The 21,983-nt window shown below is 62.3% G+C and carries 24 protein-coding genes; 11 read left to right on the top strand and 13 right to left on the bottom strand.

Translation table 11 applies throughout. The annotated features are described in order from the left end of the window. The first annotated feature begins 116 nt into the window (after nt 1–116). The 6 genes from galU to M5C01_RS14775 all read left to right on the top strand — a co-directional run bounded on the left by galU (nt 117) and on the right by M5C01_RS14775 (nt 5,054). Nucleotides 117–956 (top strand): UTP--glucose-1-phosphate uridylyltransferase GalU, encoded by an 840-nt coding sequence (galU, locus tag M5C01_RS14800; RefSeq protein ID WP_100943795.1) that lies wholly within the window; start codon nt 117–119, stop codon nt 954–956. Nucleotides 957–1,099: 143 nt separating this feature from the next. Beyond that, nucleotides 1,100–2,458: a glutathione-disulfide reductase gene (gene gorA / locus M5C01_RS14795; protein ID WP_152739378.1), complete on the top strand. Its 1,359-nt coding sequence runs from the start codon at nt 1,100–1,102 to the stop codon at nt 2,456–2,458. A 3-nt stretch (nt 2,459–2,461) separates the two neighbouring features. Beyond that, nucleotides 2,462–3,229, top strand: a complete 768-nt coding sequence (locus M5C01_RS14790) for a helix-turn-helix transcriptional regulator (protein WP_103494659.1) — start codon at nt 2,462–2,464, stop codon at nt 3,227–3,229. Between the two features lie 117 nt (nt 3,230–3,346). Beyond that, nucleotides 3,347–3,520, top strand: coding sequence for a DUF1427 family protein (locus tag M5C01_RS14785; protein ID WP_103494660.1), 174 nt, complete (start codon nt 3,347–3,349; stop codon nt 3,518–3,520). A gap of 34 nt (nt 3,521–3,554) precedes the next feature. After that, the gene (locus M5C01_RS14780) at nt 3,555–4,514 is read left to right on the top strand and encodes a zinc-binding alcohol dehydrogenase family protein (RefSeq protein ID WP_103494661.1); all 960 of its coding nucleotides are present in this window, start codon (nt 3,555–3,557) and stop codon (nt 4,512–4,514) included. 81 nt (nt 4,515–4,595) lie between these two features. Further along, nucleotides 4,596–5,054, top strand: coding sequence for a DUF2214 family protein (locus M5C01_RS14775; RefSeq protein ID WP_152739375.1), 459 nt, complete (start codon nt 4,596–4,598; stop codon nt 5,052–5,054). Nucleotides 5,055–5,062: 8 nt separating this feature from the next. Here the strand turns inward: M5C01_RS14775 and M5C01_RS14770 are convergent, their stop codons facing one another. Further along, nucleotides 5,063–5,608, bottom strand: coding sequence for a DUF4946 domain-containing protein (locus tag M5C01_RS14770; RefSeq protein ID WP_152739372.1), 546 nt, complete (start codon nt 5,606–5,608; stop codon nt 5,063–5,065). 229 nt (nt 5,609–5,837) lie between these two features. On the opposite strand from M5C01_RS14770, the gene M5C01_RS14765 reads away from it, so the two are divergent. Beyond that, the gene (locus M5C01_RS14765) at nt 5,838–7,115 is read left to right on the top strand and encodes a serine/threonine transporter (RefSeq protein ID WP_152739369.1); all 1,278 of its coding nucleotides are present in this window, start codon (nt 5,838–5,840) and stop codon (nt 7,113–7,115) included. A 51-nt stretch (nt 7,116–7,166) separates the two neighbouring features. Here M5C01_RS14765 and M5C01_RS14760 read toward each other — a convergent pair whose 3' ends face one another. The 6 genes from M5C01_RS14760 to gltP all read right to left on the bottom strand — a co-directional run bounded on the left by M5C01_RS14760 (nt 7,167) and on the right by gltP (nt 12,205). Continuing rightward, the gene (locus M5C01_RS14760) at nt 7,167–7,544 is read right to left on the bottom strand and encodes a cupin domain-containing protein (protein WP_152739366.1); all 378 of its coding nucleotides are present in this window, start codon (nt 7,542–7,544) and stop codon (nt 7,167–7,169) included. A 46-nt stretch (nt 7,545–7,590) separates the two neighbouring features. Beyond that, the gene (locus M5C01_RS14755) at nt 7,591–8,424 is read right to left on the bottom strand and encodes an AraC family transcriptional regulator (protein WP_103494666.1); all 834 of its coding nucleotides are present in this window, start codon (nt 8,422–8,424) and stop codon (nt 7,591–7,593) included. Between the two features lie 57 nt (nt 8,425–8,481). Continuing rightward, nucleotides 8,482–8,991, bottom strand: a complete 510-nt coding sequence (locus tag M5C01_RS14750) for a RidA family protein (protein WP_178129838.1) — start codon at nt 8,989–8,991, stop codon at nt 8,482–8,484. Then, entirely contained in the window at nt 8,981–9,889 is a 909-nt protein-coding gene (locus M5C01_RS14745) for a PhzF family phenazine biosynthesis protein (protein WP_152739360.1), read from the bottom strand. Before M5C01_RS14745 ends, M5C01_RS14750 begins: the two co-directional genes overlap by 11 nt. Before the next feature lie 100 nt (nt 9,890–9,989). Beyond that, the gene (locus M5C01_RS14740; protein ID WP_178129837.1) at nt 9,990–10,853 is read right to left on the bottom strand and encodes an AraC family transcriptional regulator; all 864 of its coding nucleotides are present in this window, start codon (nt 10,851–10,853) and stop codon (nt 9,990–9,992) included. Nucleotides 10,854–10,879: 26 nt separating this feature from the next. After that, entirely contained in the window at nt 10,880–12,205 is a 1,326-nt protein-coding gene (gene gltP / locus M5C01_RS14735) for a glutamate/aspartate:proton symporter GltP (RefSeq protein WP_103494670.1), read from the bottom strand. Nucleotides 12,206–12,420: 215 nt separating this feature from the next. Here gltP and selD point away from each other — a divergent pair, with 215 nt between their 5' ends. Next, a complete protein-coding gene (gene selD, locus M5C01_RS14730) occupies nt 12,421–13,455 on the top strand; it encodes a selenide, water dikinase SelD (protein ID WP_152739357.1) in 1,035 nt (344 codons plus the stop codon). Beyond that, nucleotides 13,455–14,552 carry a tRNA 2-selenouridine(34) synthase MnmH gene (mnmH, locus tag M5C01_RS14725; protein WP_152739354.1) on the top strand — a complete coding sequence of 366 codons (1,098 nt, stop codon included), beginning with the start codon at nt 13,455–13,457 and terminating at the stop codon, nt 14,550–14,552. Before selD ends, mnmH begins: the two co-directional genes overlap by 1 nt. Before the next feature lie 12 nt (nt 14,553–14,564). Here the strand turns inward: mnmH and M5C01_RS14720 are convergent, their stop codons facing one another. Together M5C01_RS14720 and M5C01_RS14715 are read right to left on the bottom strand one after the other, a co-directional pair. Then, the gene (locus M5C01_RS14720; RefSeq protein WP_103494673.1) at nt 14,565–15,620 is read right to left on the bottom strand and encodes a permease; all 1,056 of its coding nucleotides are present in this window, start codon (nt 15,618–15,620) and stop codon (nt 14,565–14,567) included. Between the two features lie 240 nt (nt 15,621–15,860). Beyond that, nucleotides 15,861–16,298 carry an Lrp/AsnC family transcriptional regulator gene (locus tag M5C01_RS14715; RefSeq protein WP_100943811.1) on the bottom strand — a complete coding sequence of 146 codons (438 nt, stop codon included), beginning with the start codon at nt 16,296–16,298 and terminating at the stop codon, nt 15,861–15,863. 145 nt (nt 16,299–16,443) lie between these two features. Between M5C01_RS14715 and M5C01_RS14710 the strand changes: the two genes are divergently transcribed. Then, entirely contained in the window at nt 16,444–17,337 is an 894-nt protein-coding gene (locus M5C01_RS14710; protein ID WP_103494674.1) for a DMT family transporter, read from the top strand. 70 nt (nt 17,338–17,407) lie between these two features. Here M5C01_RS14710 and M5C01_RS14705 read toward each other — a convergent pair whose 3' ends face one another. Then, nucleotides 17,408–18,196: an SDR family oxidoreductase gene (locus M5C01_RS14705; RefSeq protein ID WP_152739351.1), complete on the bottom strand. Its 789-nt coding sequence runs from the start codon at nt 18,194–18,196 to the stop codon at nt 17,408–17,410. 102 nt (nt 18,197–18,298) lie between these two features. On the opposite strand from M5C01_RS14705, the gene M5C01_RS14700 reads away from it, so the two are divergent. Then, a complete protein-coding gene (locus tag M5C01_RS14700; protein ID WP_152739348.1) occupies nt 18,299–18,859 on the top strand; it encodes a TetR/AcrR family transcriptional regulator in 561 nt (186 codons plus the stop codon). A 4-nt stretch (nt 18,860–18,863) separates the two neighbouring features. Here the strand turns inward: M5C01_RS14700 and M5C01_RS14695 are convergent, their stop codons facing one another. The 3 genes from M5C01_RS14695 to M5C01_RS14685 all read right to left on the bottom strand — a co-directional run bounded on the left by M5C01_RS14695 (nt 18,864) and on the right by M5C01_RS14685 (nt 21,820). Then, entirely contained in the window at nt 18,864–19,793 is a 930-nt protein-coding gene (locus M5C01_RS14695; RefSeq protein WP_152739345.1) for an AEC family transporter, read from the bottom strand. A 155-nt stretch (nt 19,794–19,948) separates the two neighbouring features. Next, nucleotides 19,949–21,013: a bifunctional DNA-binding transcriptional regulator/O6-methylguanine-DNA methyltransferase Ada gene (ada, locus tag M5C01_RS14690; RefSeq protein WP_152739343.1), complete on the bottom strand. Its 1,065-nt coding sequence runs from the start codon at nt 21,011–21,013 to the stop codon at nt 19,949–19,951. Nucleotides 21,014–21,118: 105 nt separating this feature from the next. After that, complete coding sequence (locus M5C01_RS14685) at nt 21,119–21,820, bottom strand: 2OG-Fe(II) oxygenase (protein WP_152739340.1); 702 nt, start codon at nt 21,818–21,820, stop codon at nt 21,119–21,121. Nucleotides 21,821–21,983: the final 163 nt, after the last annotated feature.

Here is a 21,983-nt window from a genome sequence, read left to right as displayed (position 1 = left end):
TGCCGCCAGGTTTCTCTAGATTGACGTCAGTCTGCTATCAGCAGGGCATTGTAAGGTGGCCGCTGCCTGATTAGACTGCGCCGAAACTTGTACACACCGCCCTTTCAAGGACTTATATGATCAAGAAATGCTTGTTCCCAGCAGCCGGTTACGGTACTCGCTTCCTCCCAGCGACTAAAGCCATGCCCAAGGAAATGCTGCCGGTGGTGAACAAGCCACTGATCCAGTACGGCGTCGAGGAAGCGCTGGATGCCGGCTTGACCGAGATCTCGATCGTCACCGGCCGCGGCAAGCGCGCGCTGGAAGACCACTTCGACATCAGCTACGAGCTGGAAAACCAGATCAAGGGCACCGACAAGGAAAAGTACCTGGTCGGTATCCGCAAACTGCTGGACGAGTGCTCGTTCTCCTACACCCGTCAGACCGAAATGAAAGGCCTGGGTCACGCGATCCTGACCGGCCGTCCATTGATCGGTGACGAACCCTTCGCCGTGGTACTGGCGGACGACCTGTGCGTCAACCTCGAAGGCGACGGCGTCCTGACCCAGATGGTCAAGCTGTACAAGCAGTATCGCTGCACCATCGTCGCGATCCAGGAAGTCGATCCGCAGGAAACCAACAAGTACGGCGTGATTGCCGGCGACCTGATCGGTGACGACCTGTACCGCGTACGCAACATGGTCGAGAAGCCGAAGCCGGAAGATGCGCCGTCGAACCTGGCGATCATCGGTCGTTACATCCTGACCCCGGACATCTTCGCCCTGATCGAGCAGACCGAGCCAGGCAAGGGTGGCGAGATCCAGATCACCGACGCCCTGATGAAACAGGCCCAGGACGGCTGCGTGATTGCCTATAAGTTCAAAGGCAAGCGTTTCGACTGCGGCGGCGCCGAAGGTTACATCGAAGCGACCAACTTCTGCTTTGAGCACTTCTACAAGACCGGCAAGGCTTACTGATCGAGCCTGCTGTTGCAGAAAGCACTGCGTAGAAAGAAAGCCACCCACCCGGGTGGCTTTTTCGTTAGTGCGCCCTCATGTAGGCCTGACGCTGACCCAGAAGGCTACAGCGGGTATGCTGTGCGCCTGCCGAGGAGATTGAAATGGCCTACGATTTTGACCTGTTTGTGATTGGCGCCGGTTCCGGCGGTGTACGGGCGGCGCGGTTTGCCGCGGGGTTTGGTGCCAAGGTGGCGGTGGTCGAAAGCCGCTACCTGGGCGGGACCTGCGTCAACGTCGGCTGTGTGCCGAAAAAGCTGCTGGTGTATGGCGCGCATTTCGCCGAGGACTTCGAACAGGCCCAGGGTTTTGGCTGGTCGCTGGGCGAGGCGGACTTCGACTGGGCGACCCTGATCGCCAACAAGGACAAGGAAATTCACCGCCTCAATGACATCTACCGCAGTTTGCTGGTCAACAGCGGCGTGACCCTGCTCGAAGGCCACGGCAAGCTGGTGGACCCGCATCAGGTCGAAGTCAACGGCCAACGCTACAGTGCCAAACACATCCTGATCGCCACCGGCGGCTGGCCGCAGATTCCGGAGATTCCGGGCCGCGAGCACGCCATCAGTTCCAATGAAGCGTTTTTCCTCAAGGAACTGCCCAAGCGCATCCTGGTGGTCGGCGGCGGCTACATTGCCGTTGAATTCGCCGGGATCTTCCACGGCCTGGGCGCCGATACCCAGTTGCTGTATCGCGGTGACCTGTTCCTGCGCGGTTTTGACGGTTCGGTGCGCCGTCATCTGAAGGAAGAGTTGACCAAGCGCGGGTTGGGCCTGAACTTCAACGCCGATATCGAGCGGATCGACAAGCAGGCCGACGGTAGCCTCAAGGCTACCCTCAAGGACGGTCGCGAGCTGGAAGCGGACTGCATCTTCTACGCCACCGGCCGGCGGCCGATGCTGGACAATCTGGGCCTGGAAAACACCGGGGTGAAGCTGGACAAGAACGGCTTTATCCAGGTCGACGAGCAATACCAGACCGACGAACCGTCGATCCTCGCCCTGGGTGATGTCATCGGTCGTGTGCAGTTGACCCCGGTGGCCCTGGCCGAAGGCATGGCGGTGGCCCGTCGTCTGTTCAAGCCTGAGCAGTATCGTCCGGTGGACTACGCGATGATTCCGACGGCGGTGTTCAGCCTGCCGAATATCGGCACCGTCGGCCTGAGCGAAGAGCAGGCGCGGGAGCAGGGCCATGAAGTGCAGATCTTCGAAAGCCGCTTCCGGCCGATGAAACTGACCCTGACCGAGTGCCAGGAACGGACCCTGATGAAGCTGGTGGTGGATGCCAAGACCGACAAGGTGCTGGGTTGTCACATGGTTGGGCCGGATGCCGGGGAAATCGTCCAGGGGCTGGCCATTGCCTTGAAAGCCGGCGCCACCAAGCAGCATTTCGACGAAACCATCGGCGTGCACCCGACGGCGGCCGAAGAGTTCGTCACCATGCGCACGCCGGTTGCCGGCTGAACCATGGCCCTGGCCGCACCGCCGGACCTGAGCGACACCGACAGGCCGGTACAACCCCTGGCCCGGACTTACCCGCGGGGCTTGTTTATCGAGCCCCATGCCCATGCCTGGGGCCAGTTGCTCTATGCGATGTCGGGGGTGATGTGGGTCGAGACGCCCCACGAAGCCCTGGCGGTCCCGCCGCAGCGCGCGGTGTGGCTGCCGCCCGGTGTCCCCCATGGGATCCGGGTGGTGTCGGATCTGCAGATGCGCAATATCTACCTGCGCCCGGCGTTGGCCGAAACCCTTGAAGACACGGTCCAGGTGATCGAGGTCGGCGGCTTGCTGCGCGAGTTGATCGTGCATCTGGTGGAGCAGGCCGAGGATCCCCGGGGCGACTATTACGAAGCGTTGGTCAACCTGGCGCTGCTGGAACTCAAGCGGGCACGCCGCGCATTTCTGAAGATTCCCATGCCCTCGGACAGTGATCGCCGCCTGATGAACCTGTGTCAGGCGGTCATGAGCGCGCCGTCGCTGGACATCTCTTTCGAACAGCACGCCCAATCGGCCGGGGCCAGCGTGCGAACCCTGGCGCGTTTGTTCCAGGGCGAGCTGGGCATGGGCTTCGCCGAATGGCGGCGCCAGGTGCAATTGGCGACGGCCGTGGCGGAGTTGATCCAGGGCGTGCCGGTCAGTCGTATCGCCCGGGAGCTGGGTTATTCGCCCAGCAGCTTCAGCGATATGTTCCGGCGCGCCCTGGGCGTTGCCCCGTCCCACTATCCGGCGGGCTGACGAGCACTGTTCCTGCAGAGGAGGGTGCTTTGGCCGAAAGACAGAAGCCTTTGACCGACGCCCCCGCTTTGCCGGTCATAGACTCTGGGCATTCCCTCACCGAGCCTGGAGTTCGTCATGAGCTACCTTGTTTCTCTCGTCATCGGCATAGCTGTCGGCCTGCTTTACGGCGGGCTCGACTTCCGTTCCCCGGCACCGCCCGCCGTGGCACTGGTTGGCCTTTTGGGCATGCAACTGGGTGAAAAGGCCTGGCCCCTGGGCAAGCAATTGGTCGCCGGCTGGCTGTCCTGAATCCCGCATTTTTCTCTGACTGGATACGTACTGTATGAAAGCCCTGCAATTTGCGAAAACCGGCGATCTCTCGGCCCTGCAACTGGTCGACGTGCCCACCCCTGTGCCTGCTGCCGGAGAAGTCCTGGTGCAGATCAAGGCGGCCGGCCTGAACCCCAGCGATGTGAAAAACGTGCTGGGGCGTTTCTCCTACACCACGCTGCCACGGATTCCCGGCCGGGACTTCGCCGGGGTGGTGATCGAAGGGCCGCAATCGCTGCTGGGCCAGGAAGTCTGGGGCACCGGCAAGGAACTGGGCTTTACCGGCGACGGTTCCCATGCCCAATACCTGACCCTGCCCGCCAGCGGTGTGGCGATCAAGCCGACACACCTGAGCTTCGCCCAGGCCGCCAGCCTCGGCGTGCCGTTCACCACCGCCTGGGATGCCCTGGAACGCAGCCTGGTGAAGGCCGACACGCGTTTGCTGGTGATCGGTGCCAATGGCGCCGTCGGCAGCGCCGCGCTGGCCCTGGCGAAGATTCGCGGGGCCCGGGTGCTGGGCGCGGTGCGCCGTGCGGAGCAGGTCAAGGCGCTTCAGGACAAGGGCTTTGATGCCATTCAACTGGACAAGCCGGAAGACCTCGCGGCGTCGGTCAATGGTGTATTCCCCGGTGGCGCCGATGTGATCTTCGACACCACCGGCTTCTGGCTACCGCCGGCCGTGACGGCCCTGGCGCCTTTCGGTCGGATCGCGATCATCGCCGCGCCGGTGGACGGCCATGTGCAATTGCCGGCACTGGCGTTGTACCGCAAGGGCGGTTCGGTGGTCGGGATCAACTCGTTGCTCTATGGCACCGAGGCCTGTGCGCGAATGCTCGATCAGTTCGGGCGCTTCTTTGACGAGGGCTTGCTGGAGCTGCCGACGGGGTTGCTGGAGTCGCCGCTGTCCGAGGGCCTGGCGCGTTATGCCGAGGTCAATCAGGGCGGTAGTGACAAGGTGATCCTGTTGCCTTGAGACCCTGAGTCGAGCCGGGGACCTGCGCAAATATCGGCGGCTTGAGCTACAACTGTCTTGCTCATTCAAGGAGACGACTCAATGTTTGCTCACTGGTCCCTGGCAGCGCTTCACCTTCTGGCGTTCGGTATCGCCCTGGCGGCGGTCCTCGCACGCGGCGGGGCCTTGCGTCGTCTCACCGGCACCAGTCCGGCCGAACTGCGGCAGGTGTTTGTCTGGGACAATCTCTGGGGCATCAGCGCCGGTGTCCTGTTGATCACCGGTGGCCTGCGCGCTTTCGGCGGTTTCGAGAAGGGCACGGATTACTACCTGCACCAGCCGCTGTTCCACCTCAAGTTGACCTTGTTCGTGATTATCCTGCTGCTGGAACTGGCGCCGATGATCACCTTGATCAAATGGCGTATCGCCCGGAAGAAGGGCTCGGTCATCGATATCGGCCGTGCCCGGCTATTCGCGCGGATCAGCCATATCGAAGCCTTGTTGATCATGCTGATGGTGATTGCCGCCAGCGGCATGGCCCGGGGATTCCTGGCCGGGTAGCTGGGGAATCAGGGCTGCAGGTGCAGGCTCGCCCGGATGCCATTGACCACTGGCTCCACACTCTTGTAACCGTCCGCCGACCCGGCATAAAGCAAGGAATACGCCTTGCCGTCGCGGGCTGCGGCCACCAGGGTCTGGGTCATTACGTGACCGCCGTTCTGGGTGATGGTGCAGGTCGTCTCTACCGCCGCCATGCCGCCCAGGGTGCTGTCGTGAATCCGGTTGCAGACACTCATGAAACCGCGCTCGACGAAGTTCTTCTGCACCGCCTTGCGCATCTCCAGCAACACCCCGGGGAGGTTGACTGCGTGGTCGGGGTTGAGTCCCGACTCGGTCAACTCCATGACCATCAGCGGGTCGCCGTTGGCATCATTCTTCACCGCGCGCTGGCGCAGGCCACTGATCGCTTCGCCCGCGGCGTTCTGGGCCGGAGGCAGGGTCTGTACTTCCCAGTCGCCGGGCCAGGTGATGATCAGGTCGTCAGCCAGGGCCGAGGAGCAGCCCAGCAACAGGACAAGGGCGGTAAAACAGGCACGACATTGCACGGGGGTCATGGGAGGGCACTGATCGAGAGGCTGAAGTTGATTGTTACAGTGTATCAATACTCCACGGGCGATGGCGGATAAAACTACCGCTGCAATCGACCGTTACTCAGCTAACCCTTTGCTTCTCAAGCTTAATCCCGGACAATCGCGCCCCTCTTATGGCCGGGGCGCTGCCAGTGACATGCTTTTTATCCGCCTCGGTCGCGTGGTAATGACCGGCTAACGGAGATTCGACCGGATGAATGACCAGGCCAACAGCGTCGACGAACGCTATGAATCGGCACCCGCTGTACTGAGCAGTTGGAGCCGCCAAGACACCACCTGGATGCTGGGCCTGTTCGGCACGGCTATCGGCGCAGGCACCTTGTTCCTGCCGATCAACGCGGGGCTGGGCGGCTTCTGGCCGTTGCTGGTCCTGGCGGTGCTGGCGTTCCCCATGACCTTCTACGCCCACCGTGGCCTGACCCGTTTCGTGCTCTCCGGGCGCGATGGCGCGGACATCACCGAAGTGGTGGAAGAGCATTTCGGCATCAAGGCCGGGGCGCTGATCACCTTGCTGTATTTCTTCGCGATCTTCCCGATCCTGCTGATCTACAGCGTGGCTTTGACCAATACCGTCGGCAGTTTCCTCGAACATCAACTGCACCTGGTGCCGCCACCGCGGGCGCTGTTGTCGCTGATGCTGATCCTTGGCCTGCTGGTGGTGGTGCGGTGTGGCGAGCAGGTGATCGTCAAGGCCATGAGCCTGATGGTCTATCCGTTTATCGTCGCCTTGCTGTTCCTGGCGGTGTACCTGGTGCCGCACTGGAACGGCGGCATCCTCGCCACGGCCGGCAGCCCGCCCGAGCCGTCGGCCTTGCTGCACACCTTGTGGCTGGCGATTCCGGTGATGGTGTTCTCCTTCAACCATTCGCCGATCATCTCGGCCTTTGCGGTTGACCAGAAGCGTCGTTATGGCACCCATGCCGAAGAGCGCAGCTCGCAGATCCTGTCGCGGGCGCACCTGCTGATGGTGGTGATGGTGCTGTTCTTCGTCTTCAGTTGCGTGCTGACCCTGTCGCCAGCGCAGCTGGCCGAAGCCAAGGCGCAGAATCTGTCGATCCTGTCGTACCTGGCCAACCACTTCAGCAACCCGACCATTGCCTTCGCGGCGCCGCTGATTGCCTTCGTGGCGATTTCCAAGTCGTTCCTGGGGCACTACATCGGGGCCAGCGAAGGCCTCAAGGGCCTGATCGCCAAGAGCGGTCGCAAGCCGGGCGCCAAGGCCCTGGACCGGATGACGGCGGCGTTCATGCTGGTGGTGTGCTGGTTGGTGGCGACCTTGAACCCGAGCATTCTCGGCATGATCGAGACCCTCGGCGGGCCGATCATCGCGGCGCTGCTGTTCCTGATGCCGATGTACGCGATCCGCCGGGTGCCGGCGATGCGTCAGTATTCGGGGCAGATGTCCAACGTATTCGTCACGCTGGTGGGCTTGGTGGCGATTTCGGCGTTGATCTATTCGTTGTCGGCCTGACCTGAAACGCGATTTCCGTGGGAGCTGGCAAGCCAGTTCCCACAGGACACCTCAAACCCAGACGTCATTGCTGGCTGTCATTTCCCCGCCTTCGTCTCCGGTATTGACCACCCCCCGTGGTTCGATCAGCAGCATCCTGACCTCCTTCTCGGCAAACGGCTTGTGCTCGACACCCTTGGGCACCACCAGCATTTCGCCGGCCGCCAGATGCACCTGGCGATCACGAAAGTCGATGCGCAGCACGCCTTCCAGGATGATAAATGTCTCGTCGGTATCGGCATGGGAGTGCCAGATGAAATCGCCTTCGATCTTCACCACCTTGAACTGATAGTCGTTCATTTCGGCAATGACCCGGGGTTTCCACCTGTCATCGAACAGGGCGAGTTTCTGCGCGAAATTGATGGGTGAAAGGGCTTGTGGGGTATTCATGGGCTGGACCTCTGAGCGGATGACTAAGACCCAGCCTAGCTGCATTTCAGTGTCGACCGCTTGTACGATTGTGCAGGCGCTGCATGTTCAGCCAGCGTCCCGGCGACTGACCGAAGGTCTTGCCGAACTGACGGGTCATATGACTCTGGTCGGTAAAGCCGGCGATCAACGCCGCCTCGGCCAGTGATCGACCCTGAACCAGCAATGACCGGACGAGGTCCAGGCGGCGCATGCTCAGGTAGCGATAAGGGCTGGTGCCGAACAGCATTCGGAAGTCCCGTGACAGATTCCAGCGATCACGCCCGCTGTGTTCGGCCAGCTCATCGAGGGTAACCGTGCGATCCAGGGCGCTGTGAATGTACGCTCGAGCCCGTTCCGCCGCCTGGTAATCGAAGCTTCGCGGCTGGCGTGGTGCGCCACAGAGCGCATTCAGGGTCTGGGCCAGGTCGAACAGCGCGTCTTCCTCCTCCAGTGGATCAAGGACGTTGTCCATGCCCCGCAGCAGGGCTTCGGTGGCCCGGCGCAGGCGCGGATCGTGACTGATACCGCCTGGAACAAAGGGCAGGGGCTGCCCGCCCAGTGCCGATTGGATCAAGGAGGGTTGCACGTAGACCATGCGGTACTTGAAGCCATCCCGCGTCCCGGCCTCGCCGTCGTGCACCTCGTCCGGGTGCAGTACCAAGGTACCGCCGGGCAGGCTATGGCGCTGGCTGCCGCGATATTTGAAACTCTGCACGCCGGACAAGGTGCAGCCGATGGCGTAGGTGTCGTGGCGATGAGGGTCGAAGCCGTGGCCGGAAAAGAATGCTTCAATACGCTCCAGCGGGCTGGATTGTGGCGCCCGCCGGACCCAGTCGGTGATTGCTGTGCGCTGATCCATGTGGCCTGGTGCTCCCTTTACCGTCCGAAGTAAGCGAATGGTAAAGGAAAACGCCGTTTAATCCTTCAATCGAACCACACCTTCTATCTCCACCGCCGCGCCACCTGGCAGGGACTGCACGCCGATGGCCGAGCGCGCATGTTGGCCACGGTCGCCGAAGACCTGGACCAGGACTTCGGAGGCCGCGTTGATCACCTCGGATTGCGCGCCGAAATCCGAGGGGGCCCGTACATAACCGGTGATGCGAACGATCTGCTCGACACGTTCCAGGTCGCCATCGCAGGCGGCGGCGACAATCGACAGGAAGTTCGCCGTGCACAGCCGCGCCGCTTCCCGCGCCTGCTCCAGGGAAATATCCTGGCCGACGATCCCGGTGTGGCGAATCTCATGGTTGAAGCGCGGCACCTGGCCCGATACCCACAGCAGGTTGCCGTCACGCACGCTCAATTTGAAGTGTGTCGGGACCACGAAGCTGTGCGGCGCCTCGTGGTAAACCGCCCAGAGCAATGCCTGGAACGGTTGTCGGACCTCGGAGAAGGGCAGCCATTGGCGGTTTTCAGTGCTCATGCCGCTCTCCCGCCGGTTGCTGCTCGGCGGCAAAGGCGCTGTAGCCACCGACATAACAACCGACCGGCTGCGCACTGCCTGCGTCCAGGTCCAGGCGCACGTAGATATCGGAGGGCCGACCCATGGCCCGGCCCTGATGCACCAGGATCGGTTGTTCATCGGCCTCGATCATGCCGTATTCCAGTAAACCGAACGCCAGGGCCGTGGCGGCGATGCCGGTGGCGGCGTCTTCGGCGTAGCCAGAGGCCTTGGGGAATTGCCGGCTGTCGAACTGCCGGGCGATATCCGGGCGCGGGCAGAACAGATAGAGCCCGGTGGAGTCGATCTGCTCGCACAGGTCCTTGATGCGCGGCGAGTCGGGACGCGCGGCATCCAGCAGGGCCGGGGTCTTGACCGGAACCAGGGTCTTGATGCGGCTGGTGGCGGCGTTCAGGAACGGCAGGTCGAGGATGTCGTCCGCTTGCAGGCCGATGGCCTCGATGATCCGTGCCCGTATCTCGGCATCCTCGACCTTGCTCACCACGCCCGCCGGCTGGGAAATCTCGATAAAGGCGTCATCACCCGGCTTGCCCTGGATATGCGCGGTCACGGTGCCACTTTGGGTCTGGATGGACAGCTGCTGGCGGTCGAGCTTGCCGAGTTGTTGCAGCAGCCAGACGGTGCCGATGGTGGCGTGGCCGCACATGCTCATTTCATGCAGGGGGACGAAGAAACGGAAATGGTAGTCGTGGCTGGCCTGATCCTGCGGGGTGAAGGCAAAGCCGCTTTCATGGCCGTAGGCGCGGGCGATAGCGGTCATCTGCTCGGCGCTCAGGCCGTCGGCCGCAACGGCGATGGGGGCGGGGTTGCCGCCGCCCTGTTTCGATTTGAAGACTTCTACAACCTGTACATCACTCATACCTGACCTCACGACACGGTGGATAAGGTCGATTCTGGCAACGGACAGCGACAGGTTCTAGGTGGATCGGGTCGTACAAGCGAACGTTTGGGCCATGACCTCAATGTGGCTTGCGCAGGTCGCTGGGCACCAGGCCCAGGTAGCGCTTGAACAGGCGCGCCAGGTAGGAAGGCGAATCGATGCCCACGGCCAGGCTGACCTCGAGGATCGACAGGGAACTGCTGGAGATCAGTTGGGCGGCGGTTTCGACCCGGGTGCGATTGGTAAAATCCACCAGGGTTTCATTGGTGCAGGCCTTGAACAGGCGGGTGAGGTGGCGCCGCGACAGGTGGAACTGATAGCCGATAAGGTCGACATTCAGCTCGTCCTGCAGGTGTTCGCGCACGTAGCGCTGGATATCGCGGACCAGCAGGGCATTGCGCTGGCTATCGCTGTGCTGCGTCGGCGGTTGCTGGCGGGCAATCAGCCGGGCGCATTCTTCGAACAGCAGGTGGTTGAGGTGCGGGACCTGGCGTTGGAAGGCTTCGGCCGAGCATCCCGACGCCAGCTGGTCGTGCAGGCGCAGGATGCTGTCGAGGGTCTCGCTGCCTTGCCAGATCCCCGAACGATCAGCCTGTTCGGCAAAGGCCTGGTAGCCGTCGAGCCGACCCTGGTGATTGATGTAGTGCGAGTCGACGTAGAGCGCCACGTGTTTCTCCCGACCCGGGGCGGCCTGGGTCGAGTGGGCGAAATCCGCCGGCACCAGGGAAAAGGCCTGGCGCGAGACATGGAGCGCATTGGTGTGGCTTTCGGTCGACAGAAACAATCCACCCTGGCGCGGTAACAGCAGCATATGACAGTCGTGGGCGTGCCAGTCCTGGGCATAACCTGTGCTTTCGCTGATCTCGAAGCGGAACACGTCGGGGGACATGCTGCTGAGCTTGGGCGATAAATGCGCCATGGGATCGACCTCCAGGGTGGTCATTCAGGTGTCTCGCGTCAGTCTATCCGTTAACGCGCCGGGACAAACGCCTGCTCGTCGTCCGCTTGCGGCCGCGACAGCGATTGCCAGTAACGCTCGCCCGCCGCGTCATCGTAAAGGCCTTCCCAGCGCGCCACGACCACCACCGCCAGGGCATTGCCGACGATATTCAGCGCGGTGCGGGCCATGTCCATGATACGGTCCACACCGGCAATGAAGGCCAGGCCTTCGAGGGGAATGCCGACGCTGCCCAAGGTGGCCAGCAGCACCACGAACGAGACCCCCGGCACACCGGCGATGCCCTTGGACGTCACCATCAGGGTCAGCACCAGGGTGATCTGCTGACCGAGGGACAGGTCGATCCCGTACAACTGGGCAATGAACACTGCCGCAATGCTCTGGTACAGGGTCGAGCCGTCGAGGTTGAAGGAATAGCCGGTGGGCACCACAAAACGGCTGATGGCCCGTGGCGCGCCGAAGGCCTCCATCTTTTCGATGATCCGTGGCAGCACGGTTTCCGAACTGGCGGTGGAGAAACCGAGGATCAGTTCGGCCTTGAGGATACGGATCAGTCGGAACACCGAGAAGCCGCAGATCCGCGCCACCAGCCCGAACACCACCACGCCGAAAAATGCGATGGCGGCGTACACCAGGGTCACCAGGCGCGCCAGCGGCCACAGTGAGGCGAAGCCGAAGTTGGCCACAGTCACCGAAATCAGGGCGAAAACCCCGAGCGGGGCGTAGCGCATGATCATATGGGTGACCTTGAACATGCTTTGCGAGACTCCCTCCAGCACCCCGACCAGGGGCAGGCGCAGTTCGTCCTTGAGGCTCGACAGACCGAGGCCGAACATCACCGAGAAGAAGATGATCGGCAGCATGTCGCCGCGTACTAGGGCGGCGAAGATATTCGACGGCACCAGGTTCAGCAGGGTGGTGATAAAGGCGTGGTTGGCCTGCACTTCGTTGGTGGTTTTCTCGTACTGGGAGATGTCCGTGGTGCCCAGCAGGCTCATGTCGATGCCATGGCCGGGTTGGAACAGGTTCGCCAGGACCAGACCGACAATAATTGCCACGGTGGTGATGATCTCGAAGTACAGCAAGGTCTTGAAACCGATGCGTCCGAGTTTCTTGCCATCGCCGACCCCGGCGATACCGACGATCAACGAGGAAATCACGATCGGGATGACGATCATCTTGATCAGGCGGATAAACAGATCGCCCGCCGGTTGCAGGACTGTGCCGATCCACCAGGCCTTGTCCGCGCTGGAGTGGTTGAGGAGCGCGCCGACGGCGATGCCCAGCAGCAGACCGATGACGATCTGCCAGGCGAGGCTCAGTTTTGCCTTGTTCATGGTAGGAGGGTTCCCGTTTTTGTTGGAGGTCGATACAGGGGCCGGGGAGGCGGGCAATGGCTCGCCGGTGGGGCAGCTCGATGTTGAGCCGCAAATCCCCGGGCATGAGCGCCAATCGGGCCGGGCAAGCTCACGATTGGGCCATGTCTGATCCGGCCCCGTTGTCGGTGGCTCTGTTAAACTCGGTGGAATTTGAAACGGATTGAGGTGTACCGATGAGCGAACCGATTCGTCTGACCCAGTACAGCCACGGCGCAGGCTGTGGCTGCAAGATCTCGCCCCAGGTGCTGGAAGTGATCCTGGCCGGCAGTGGCGCGCAGAACCTCGACCCGAAACTCTGGGTCGGCAATGCCTCGCGTGACGATGCCGCGGTGTATGCCATCGATGAAGAGCGTGGCGTGGTCTCCACCACCGACTTTTTCATGCCGATCGTCGACGATCCCTTCGATTTCGGTCGGATTGCCGCCACCAACGCCATCAGTGATATCTACGCCATGGGTGGCGATCCGATCATGGCCATCGCCATTCTTGGCTGGCCGGTGAACCTGCTGGCCCCGGAAATCGCCCGTGAAGTGATTCGTGGAGGGCGCGCGGTGTGCGACGCGGCGGGTATCCCGTTGGCCGGCGGTCACTCGATCGACGCCCCCGAGCCGATTTTCGGCCTGGCGGTGACCGGCCTGCTGGAAAAGCGCCATATGAAGCGCAACGACACCGCGACGGCCGACTGCAAACTGTACCTGACCAAACCCCTGGGGATCGGCGTGCTGACCACCGCGGAAAAGAAAGGCAAGTTGCGCAGCGAAGACGTCGGCGTGGCCCGGGACTGGATGTGCACCCTGAACAAACCCGGCAGCCGCTTCGGCAAGCTGGCGGGGGTTACCGCGATGACCGACGTCACCGGCTTCGGGCTGTTGGGTCACCTGGTGGAAATGGCTGATGGCAGCGGCCTGACCGCACGTATCGTGTATGAGCAGGTGCCGCGCCTGCCGGCCGTGGAGTATTACCTGGATCAGGGCTGCGTGCCCGGCGGCACCCTGCGCAATTACGACAGTTACGCCAGCAAGGTCGGGCCTCTGCGCGAATTGCACAAGCGCGTGCTCTGCGACCCGCAGACCAGCGGTGGGCTGCTGGTGGCGGTCAGCGCCGAAGGCGAGGCCGAGTTCCTCGCCGTGGCTGCCGAACTGGGCCTGGAGCTTGAGCCCATCGGCCAACTGGTAGAGCGACAGAGCCACGCGGTAGAGGTGTATTGATGTCCCGTGATATCACCGACTACCGCAGTTTGTTTCTCAATGACACACCGATGATGGATACCCGGGCGCCTGTCGAATTCAACAAGGGCGCCTTTCCCGGGGTGGTCAACCTGCCGCTGATGACCGACCTCGAGCGGCAACGAGTGGGCACCTGTTACAAGCAGCACGGGCAGCAGGCCGCGATTGTCCTCGGTCACCAACTGGTGGGCGGTGAGGTCAAGGCGGCCCGGCTCCAGGCCTGGGCCGATTTCACCCGCGCCCATCCCGACGGCGTGCTGTATTGCTTTCGTGGCGGGCTGCGTTCGCAGATTGTCCAGCAGTGGCTTCGCGACGCGGGGATCGACTTTCCACGCGTCGCTGGTGGCTACAAGGCGATGCGCAGCTTTCTGATGCAGACCATTGAGCTGGCCGTGGCCCAGGCGGACTTCGTCTTGCTGGGGGGCATGACGGGGACCGGCAAGACCGATGTGATCGTTCAACTGGAAAACAGCCTGGACCTGGAGGGGCACGCCAACCATCGCGGTTCCAGCTTCGGCAAGCGCGCTACCGGCCAGCCGTCGAATATCGACTTTGAAAACCGTCTGGCCGTGGACCTGCTGAAGAAGCAGGACCGGGGCATCGAATCCTTCGTGCTGGAGGATGAGAGCCGCATGGTCGGGCGTTGTGCCTTGCCACTGACGCTGTTCCAGGGGATGCAACGGTTTCCCATGGTCTGGCTTGAAGACAGCCTGGAGAGCCGGGTCGAGCGCATCCTGCGGGACTATGTGGTTGATCTCTGCGCGGAATTCGTCGCGGTGTATGCCGATCAGGGATTCCGGTTGTTTGCCGAGCGACTGCTGGGCAGCCTGGACAACATCCACAAGCGCCTTGGTGGCGAGCGACACCAGCGGATGAAGGCCTTGATGCAGGCGGCGCTGGAAGAGCAGGAGCGTAGCGGTGCGGTGGAGCTGCACCGGGGGTGGATCGAAGGTTTGCTGAACGAATATTACGACCCGATGTACGCCTTCCAGCGTGAAAGCAAAGGCGAGCGGATCGAGTTTGCCGGGGAGCAGGCGGCGGTGCTGGAGTATCTCAGGAACCGCCGCCAAAGGCGTTGAGTGGGTAGCGTCTTACAAGACCAGCATGGCCACCAGCCCGCTGACCACACCCACCAGCATCGTCAGCACCGCCACGGTCACCAGCACCTTGGCGTCGAACTCCTTGCGCAGCATCAGCAGCGACGGCAGGCTGATGCTCGGCAGGGTCAGCAGCAGTGCCACTGCCGGCGCGGTTCCCAGGCCCAGGGTCATCATGGTCTGCACGATGGGAATCTCGGCCGCCGTCGGGATCACGAACAAGGTTCCGATAATCGCCAGCGGTACCAGCCACAGCAGGCTGTTGCCCATGGCGCCATCCACATGGGGAAACAGCCAGACCCGCGCCGCACCGAGCAACAGCACCGCCAGGATATAGATCGGGATGGTGGTCCAGAACAGTTGCCACAGGGTCTTGCCCCAGCGTGCCATAAAGCTGCTCTGGTCCGGGCTGCTGGCATCGACCACGGCTTCCACCGCCGCTTCCGGCAAGGTTTCCGGACGGGCGACCCGTTGTGCCACCAGCGAAACCCCCAGTACCAGCACCAGGCCCGCCACCAGGCGAATCGCGGTAAAGCCCCAGCCCAGCACGAAGCCCATGAACACCAGGGTCGCCGGGTTGAGCACCGGGTTGGCGATCCAGAACGCCAGCGCCGCGCCCACCGAGACGTTCTGTCGACGCATCCCGGCCGCTACCGGTGCCGCGCAGCACGAACACATCATGCCGGGCAGGGCGAACAGGCCACCGCGCAGGGTCGAAGCGAAACCGGCGCGCCCGAACAGGCGCAGCAGCCAGTCGCGGGGAATCAGCACTTGCAGCAGCGAGCCGAGGATCACTGCCAGTACCGCGGCTTTCCAGATCGCCAGGAAGTACACCTGGGCGTAGGCCAGCGCGGCGGCGACCGGCGAGGCCGGGTTGTCGTTGATGATCGAGGCGCCGATGCTGTGACTGTCGGCGGCGACGAAGGCCTTGGCGTAGTAGGGCGACCATTTGACGTAGTACAGGCCGATGGCGGCGACGGCGAGAAACAGCAATGGTTTCCACCAGAGCGACCAGCCTCGGGCGGGGGCAGCTTGGGTAAGAGTGGGCATGGGAGGGTATCCGATGGATAAGGGGTGATGGGTGAATGATAACCCAGCGGTGGGCCTTCGCCAGCCGTTGGGCCCCCACGTGTGTTGAAGGTTTCGGCCTATCGGGGCGTGGGCGATTTCTTATAGCGTGCCGAGTGTGTACCTCCGCCATTTCAAGTCCGTATGGCGACCTGTTTGATGGCGTATTTCCCGACGACGCGTTGTGTTTTTGCGCAGAGGCGCGGGGTTGAACGGATTATCTCAGGTCATCGGCGGCAAGCGGCGCTTGATCGGTGTCTTCTTGACGATGGCGGTGTTGGTTTCGGCGTGATGGTTGAGTCGGTCCAGCAGCGTATCGAGCTGTTCCATATCGCGGACATGTAAACGGGCGATAAAACAATCGTCGCCGGTGACCTTGTCGCATTCGGTGAACTGGGGAATCGCCTGGATCTGTCGTTCCACTTCCTGCAACTGGCCGGGCAGGGGGCGAATACGCACGATGGCCTGCAACAGGTAGCCGAAGGATTTGGGTTCCACATCGACGGTGTAGCCCTTGATCACGCCGCGTTCTTCCAACCGACGCAAGCGTTCCGCGACGCTGGGCGAGGACAGCCCGCTGACCTGCGCAAGAGCCTTGAGCGAACGCCGTGAGTCACTCATCAGGGCGCTGATCAATAAGTGGTCGATTTCGTCAGTCATGGCGGCCTCGTTAGGTCAATCGCTAAAATTGCCTTGATAAGAAAGGCAGAAGCAAAGTCTAGCCTATTTCTGGCGCTGGAGAAGCGGCTGGAGGAATCGGCATACTTTTGCCATCTGTCCAAGGCTGACTCAGAGGAACTCATTCATGAACACATCACTGCATCGTGGCTCGCTGGAAATGGTCGCGGCCATGTTGATCTCGGGGACCATCGGCTGGTTCGTGCTGGTGTCCGGCCAGCCGGTGCTGGACGTGGTGTTCTGGCGCTGCCTGTTCGGTGCACTGACCTTGCTGGTGATCTGCGCCGTCATGGGCTTTCTGCGCCCGGGCATCCTGACCCGCACCACCTTCCTGCTGGCGGTGCTCAGCGGCGTGGCGATCGTCGGTAACTGGGTGCTGCTGTTTGCCTCCTATTCCCGGGCCTCGATTGCCATCGGCACGGCGGTCTACAATGTCCAGCCGTTTATGCTGGTGGGCCTGGCGGCGTTGTTTCTCGGTGAGAAGATCACCGCACAGAAGTTGTTCTGGCTGGGTTTGGCTTTTGTCGGGATGCTGGCGATTGTCAGTGCCCACGGGCAGCCGGGAGAGAGCGGCGGCGAGTATCTGCTGGGTATCGGCCTGGCGTTGGCGGCGGCGCTGTTGTATGCCATCGCGGCGTTGATCATCAAGCGTTTGAAGGGGACACCGCCGCACCTGATCGCCCTGGTCCAGGTCTGCACCGGGGTACTGTTGCTGGCGCCCTGGGCGCATATTTCGGCGTTCCCGCAGCAGGCGAGTGCCTGGGGCAGCTTGCTGACCCTGGGGGTGGTGCACACGGGGGTGATGTATGTGCTGCTGTATGGCGCGATCCAGAAATTGCCGACGGCCATGACCGGGGCGCTGTCCTTTATCTACCCGATTGCGGCGATCTTCGTCGACTGGTTCGCCTTCGGTCACCAGTTGGTGCTGGTGCAGTGGGTCGGGGTGATTGCCATTCTGCTGGCGGCGGCAGGGATGCAACAAGGCTGGACGCTGGGCTTCAAGCGGGTGCTTGTGCGCTGAGGATTTGGAGCAGCCGGATCAGAAGATCCGGCTCCAGAGTACGACGCGCTATCGTGGCGCGACGCTGACCTCAGGCACCATTGCGATAACGCGCCGCCGGCAGGACCTGCAGGAAGTTTGGCAGCATCGCCAGGCGAGCGGCTTCCAGGGCTTGCCACTGGCCTTCATCGGGCAGCGGTGGAATGGTTACGGTTTCACGGCGATCAAAGCCCACCAGCGCCGCATCCACCAGATCATCGACTTCCATGACCGCCGACAGGTCCTCGATCCGCTTGCCCGAGCGTTCCCAGATTTCGGTGCGGGTGGCGGCCGGCAGGACGGCCTGCACATACAGACCCTTGCCACCGAGTTCGATATTCAGCCCTTGGCTGAAGAACAGTACAAAGGCCTTGGTGGCCCCATAGACTGTCATCTGCAGTTCCGGCGCCAGGCCGACCACCGACGCGATGTTGATGATCGACCCCGTGCCGGCCTGGATCAGGCGTGGCGTAATCGCACTGGTCAAGCGGGCGAGGGCGGTGATGTTGAGGTTGATGACCTGGCTCACCGCATCAGGCGCCTGCTCGAGGAAAGTCCCGGCTCCGGCCATCCCGGCGTTATTGATCAGAATGCCTATCTTGTCGTCGTCGCGAACCCGAGCTTCGATACGGGCCAGATCGCCGGCATCGGTCAGGTCGGCCTGGACCACATCCACCGAAACTCCGGTTTCCTGCCGCAGCCGCTCGGCCAGGCTGTCCATGCGGGCCTTGTCCCGAGCCACCAGCACCAGGTCGTGGCCGCGCTTGGCAAAGCGATCGGCATACACGGCACCGATACCGGTGGAAGCGCCGGTGATCAGAACGGCGGGTTTGACTGTCATGACGGTAATCCTCAGCGGGTTGATTTATTCATGACAATTGTCATGTTTAGTAAATATGATAGCTGTCATGTATACTGTCAAGCCTATTACCGGAGGTTTCCAATGAAGGTCAGTCGCGAGCAGGTGGCAGAGAACCGGCGCAATATCCTCGAAGCCGCCAGTCGGCTGTTTCGCGCCAAGGGTTATGAGGCGGTCACCGTGTCGGAGGTGATGAAGGCGGCGGGGCTGACCCATGGCGGTTTCTACGGGTATTTCGCCTCGAAGGACGATCTGGTGGCCCAGTCCCTGGCCCATGTGTTTTCGACGGCGGTGCCGGCGGGCGCTGACGTGGCGGGTTATGTCACGCAGTATTTGAGTTCCGCACATTTGAAGGACTGTGCCGGTGGCTGTCCGATGGCCGGGCTGGCATCGGAGACCAGCCGTCAGGCCCCCGAGGCGCGGGCGCAGATGACCGGGAGTATTCGCCGTCAGATCGAGAGTTTGAGCCAGGCCATGACGGGTGCCACGGTCGAGGAAAAACGCCGTGCCGCTACTGGAAGCTGGGCCGCGATGGTCGGCGCCATGGTGTTGGCGCGGGTCTGTGATGACCCGCAGTTGGCCGACCAGGTGCTCAGCGACACGCGGGAGTGGTTACTGACGCAAGAGGTGGCGTCTGAGGCTTAGGACCTCAGTTGCCGATCACATACAGACAGATCGACAGTGTCACCAGTGATCCCAGGGTGGAAATCAGGATGGTGCTCGACACCACCGAGGCTTCGCGCTTGTAGTACTCCGCCAGCATAAAGGGCCCGGTGCCGGTGGGCAGCGCGCTCAAGAGCAGCGCCGAATTGGCCCAAAGCGGCGGCAGATGAAACACCTTGAAGGCGAGGAACCAGGTCAGCAGCGGGTGGGCGATCAGCTTGATCAGCACCAGCATTGTCGCGCCCTGGCGTGGGCCTTGTTGCTTGTGGGCGAGGAACAGCCCCAGGGAGATCAGCGCGCAAGGAATGGTGGCGGCGCCCAGCAGGCTGAGAAACTTCTCGAAAGGCGCCGGCAACGGTGCTCCACCCCAGGCCCAGAGCGCGCCGAGCAAGGGTGAAACCACCAGCGGATTTTTCGCCAGGGCCAGCAGCACCTTGAAGATGATCCGGTGCACCTGGCGTTCGGTCTGCAAGCCGATCTCGATACACACCAGGGCCAGTCCGAAGAGCACGCAGACCACCAGCAAAGAGGCGATCAACGCCGGCTCCAGGCCGTTCTGGCCGAGCACCATCACGCACAGTGGAATCCCGATATACCCGGTATTGGCGTAGGACGCGCTGAGGGCATCGATGCTCGCGTCGGCAAAATGCCCGGACTTGCGCCAGCGCAGCAACAAGGTCAGGACAAACATCGCCAAGGTACCGAGGGTAAATGCCAGGACAAATCCCGGGTGCCAGATCTGTTCCCAGGTCGCGGTCGCCGTGGCCTTGAACAGCAGCGCCGGCAGGCACAGCCAGACCACCATGCGGTTGATCTCGGAAGCCGCGTTGGGCCCCAGTCGATTGGTTCGACGGCAGATGAAGCCGACCAGGATCAGGGCAAAGATGGGCAGCAGGACGCTTAGTACGGAGGACATTATTGAAGCTGAAGCCTTGGTGGTAGGCGGGTGGGGAAGGGTAAAGGCGGAGATCGTTAGCCTGCAATCTTTATTCTCGGGGCGAGGGATTCGATCCTGGGTGCTGCCTGGGGTGAGGCAGCGTTGGAGCGCCGCACACCCTGTGTTGTGGCAACCTATTGCGCTTCCCGATCCAGCAACTGCCGTTTGCGTTCCACGCCCCAGCGATAACCGGACAGGTTGCCGTCGCTGCGCACCACCCGATGGCAGGGAATCGCCACGGCCAGGCTGTTGGCGCCACAGGCCTGGGCCACGGCGCGGAAGGATTTCGGCGCACCGATCATCTGTGCGATCTCGGCATAACTCGCGGTACTGCCCACTGGAATGTTGCGCAGTGCCTGCCAGACCCGTTCCTGAAAAGCTGTACCGCGCAGGTCCAGCGGCAGATCCAGGCCAATGGCCGGTGCTTCGATAAAACCCACCACCTTGGCGATCAGTTGCTCGAAGGCGGCGTCGCCGCCAATGAAATGCGCCTGCGGGAACTTGTCCTGCAAGTCCTTGGCCAGCGCATCCGGATCGTCACCGAGCAGGATCGCGCAGACACCTCGATCACTCTGTGCCACCAGGATTGCCCCAAGCGAGCACTCGCCGATGGCAAAGCGAATATCGGTGTTGGCACCGCCAGCGCGATAGTCGCTGGGTTTCATGCCCAGCACGCCATTGGACGATTCGTAGAACCGGCTGCTGGCGTTGAAGCCGGCTTCGTACAAGGCCTCGGTGACCGAGCCGCCCCGGGCCAACTGTGCCCGTAGTTTGCCGGCGCGATGAGCGGTGGCGTAGGCCTTGGGTGTCAGACCGGTGACCGACTTGAAGACCCGATGGAAGTGAAAAGGGCTCAGGCCCAACTGTTCGGCCAGGGGATTGAGTGAGGGTGGGGTGTCGGACGTTTCAATGAGTTGGCAGGCCCGGGTCACCAGGGCCAGGTGTTGCTCGTTGATCGACGTCTGGTCGGCGGCGGCACGCCGGCTTGGCCGGTAGCCGGCAGCTTCGGCCTGCTCGGGGGTATCGAAGAACTCGACATTTTCCGGATTGGGCCGACGCGCGCCACTGCTCGGGCGGCAATACACGCCCGTGGTTCTGACGCCGTAGACGAAGCTGCCGTCGGCGCTGGCGTCCCGTGTCAGTACCGCTTGCCAGCGCGGGTCCTGTTCCATGGAGTTTCCTTGGGTCGAGGTATTCATGGTGTTCTCCTGTCGGAAGATTCAGTTCTCGCTCAGCTTAGGGGCGCTGCGAGACAGGAAAACTCCGAGTCTTGCGGTTGAATTCTACTGACTGTGAGCGGGATGTCAGGTGGCGTCATGAAAGATGATGCCCAGGGTCTGTCGCTGGCCTGCATTCACGCGGCTGACGCCATGGCGCATATTTACGCGATAGAACCCCCGCGTGCCGTGAACCGGGCGCTGGGACACGGCAAAGATCACCGCGTCGCCCTGTTTCAGCGGGACCACCTGGGGGCGGCTCTGCATGCGTGGGCGCTGCTCGGTGAGGACGAACTCGCCGCCGCTGAAGTCTTCTTCTGGTCGGGACAGCAGAATGGCGACTTGCAGCGGAAACACCTGTTCGCCGTAGAGGTCCTGGTGCAGGCAGTTGTAGTCTCCGGCTGCATATTGCAGCAGTAATGGGGTGGGGCGTTGCTGGCCGGCGTCATGACAACGTTGGAGCAGGGCCTGGTGTGTTTCGGGAAACGATCCGGCTATTTGCATGCGTTCGTTCCAGTCATTGGCAATCGTTGCCAGCGGCGGATAGAGGTCGGTGCGAAGTTGCTGGACCAGTGGCGGAAGTGGGTAGGCGAAGTATTGGTATTCGCCCTGGCCAAAACCGTGGCGGGCCATGACGACCCGGGAGCGAAAAGACGCTTTGCGCGGGTACAGGGCGGCGAGTTCCAGACATTCTTCGGGGCTGAGGAGGTTGGGCAACAGGGCGTTGCCTTGCTGGTCCAGGTCGCGGCGGATCGCCGGCCAATCCAGTGATTGTATTCGGGTGTGCATGAGCTTGCCTCGGGGCATATCCGGTGAGGCTTGCAGTCTAGAAAGGCCGCTGGGGCCAAACACTCCGACTCTTGCGGTTGAATTTTCCGGGTAGCGGCAGACATGGAACGATGCAGTTTCTTTGCCCGAGAGGGGCTGTGTTTCCCTGGCGTGCTCCCCTAGG

This window comes from Pseudomonas sp. MWU12-2319 (assembly GCF_023242525.1).
Classification (GTDB): Bacteria; Pseudomonadota; Gammaproteobacteria; order Pseudomonadales; family Pseudomonadaceae; genus Aquipseudomonas; species Aquipseudomonas gingeri_D.
The sequence above is the reverse complement of the archived record's forward strand: the minus strand, read 5'-3'. Positions and strand labels throughout refer to the sequence as shown.

What these genes read in the sequence shown, in the direction of transcription:
- galU (WP_100943795.1), top strand. Translation starts at nt 117, where the DNA reads ATGATCAAGAAATGCTTGTTCCCAGCAGCCGGTTACGGTACTCGCTTC.
- gorA (WP_152739378.1), top strand. Translation starts at nt 1,100, where the DNA reads ATGGCCTACGATTTTGACCTGTTTGTGATTGGCGCCGGTTCCGGCGGT.
- M5C01_RS14790 (WP_103494659.1), top strand. Translation starts at nt 2,462, where the DNA reads ATGGCCCTGGCCGCACCGCCGGACCTGAGCGACACCGACAGGCCGGTA.
- M5C01_RS14785 (WP_103494660.1), top strand. Translation starts at nt 3,347, where the DNA reads ATGAGCTACCTTGTTTCTCTCGTCATCGGCATAGCTGTCGGCCTGCTT.
- M5C01_RS14780 (WP_103494661.1), top strand. Translation starts at nt 3,555, where the DNA reads ATGAAAGCCCTGCAATTTGCGAAAACCGGCGATCTCTCGGCCCTGCAA.
- M5C01_RS14775 (WP_152739375.1), top strand. Translation starts at nt 4,596, where the DNA reads ATGTTTGCTCACTGGTCCCTGGCAGCGCTTCACCTTCTGGCGTTCGGT.
- M5C01_RS14770 (WP_152739372.1), bottom strand. Translation starts at nt 5,608, where the DNA reads ATGACCCCCGTGCAATGTCGTGCCTGTTTTACCGCCCTTGTCCTGTTG.
- M5C01_RS14765 (WP_152739369.1), top strand. Translation starts at nt 5,838, where the DNA reads ATGAATGACCAGGCCAACAGCGTCGACGAACGCTATGAATCGGCACCC.
- M5C01_RS14760 (WP_152739366.1), bottom strand. Translation starts at nt 7,544, where the DNA reads ATGAATACCCCACAAGCCCTTTCACCCATCAATTTCGCGCAGAAACTC.
- M5C01_RS14755 (WP_103494666.1), bottom strand. Translation starts at nt 8,424, where the DNA reads ATGGATCAGCGCACAGCAATCACCGACTGGGTCCGGCGGGCGCCACAA.
- M5C01_RS14750 (WP_178129838.1), bottom strand. Translation starts at nt 8,991, where the DNA reads ATGAGCACTGAAAACCGCCAATGGCTGCCCTTCTCCGAGGTCCGACAA.
- M5C01_RS14745 (WP_152739360.1), bottom strand. Translation starts at nt 9,889, where the DNA reads ATGAGTGATGTACAGGTTGTAGAAGTCTTCAAATCGAAACAGGGCGGC.
- M5C01_RS14740 (WP_178129837.1), bottom strand. Translation starts at nt 10,853, where the DNA reads ATGACCACCCTGGAGGTCGATCCCATGGCGCATTTATCGCCCAAGCTC.
- gltP (WP_103494670.1), bottom strand. Translation starts at nt 12,205, where the DNA reads ATGAACAAGGCAAAACTGAGCCTCGCCTGGCAGATCGTCATCGGTCTG.
- selD (WP_152739357.1), top strand. Translation starts at nt 12,421, where the DNA reads ATGAGCGAACCGATTCGTCTGACCCAGTACAGCCACGGCGCAGGCTGT.
- mnmH (WP_152739354.1), top strand. Translation starts at nt 13,455, where the DNA reads ATGTCCCGTGATATCACCGACTACCGCAGTTTGTTTCTCAATGACACA.
- M5C01_RS14720 (WP_103494673.1), bottom strand. Translation starts at nt 15,620, where the DNA reads ATGCCCACTCTTACCCAAGCTGCCCCCGCCCGAGGCTGGTCGCTCTGG.
- M5C01_RS14715 (WP_100943811.1), bottom strand. Translation starts at nt 16,298, where the DNA reads ATGACTGACGAAATCGACCACTTATTGATCAGCGCCCTGATGAGTGAC.
- M5C01_RS14710 (WP_103494674.1), top strand. Translation starts at nt 16,444, where the DNA reads ATGAACACATCACTGCATCGTGGCTCGCTGGAAATGGTCGCGGCCATG.
- M5C01_RS14705 (WP_152739351.1), bottom strand. Translation starts at nt 18,196, where the DNA reads ATGACAGTCAAACCCGCCGTTCTGATCACCGGCGCTTCCACCGGTATC.
- M5C01_RS14700 (WP_152739348.1), top strand. Translation starts at nt 18,299, where the DNA reads ATGAAGGTCAGTCGCGAGCAGGTGGCAGAGAACCGGCGCAATATCCTC.
- M5C01_RS14695 (WP_152739345.1), bottom strand. Translation starts at nt 19,793, where the DNA reads ATGTCCTCCGTACTAAGCGTCCTGCTGCCCATCTTTGCCCTGATCCTG.
- ada (WP_152739343.1), bottom strand. Translation starts at nt 21,013, where the DNA reads ATGAATACCTCGACCCAAGGAAACTCCATGGAACAGGACCCGCGCTGG.
- M5C01_RS14685 (WP_152739340.1), bottom strand. Translation starts at nt 21,820, where the DNA reads ATGCACACCCGAATACAATCACTGGATTGGCCGGCGATCCGCCGCGAC.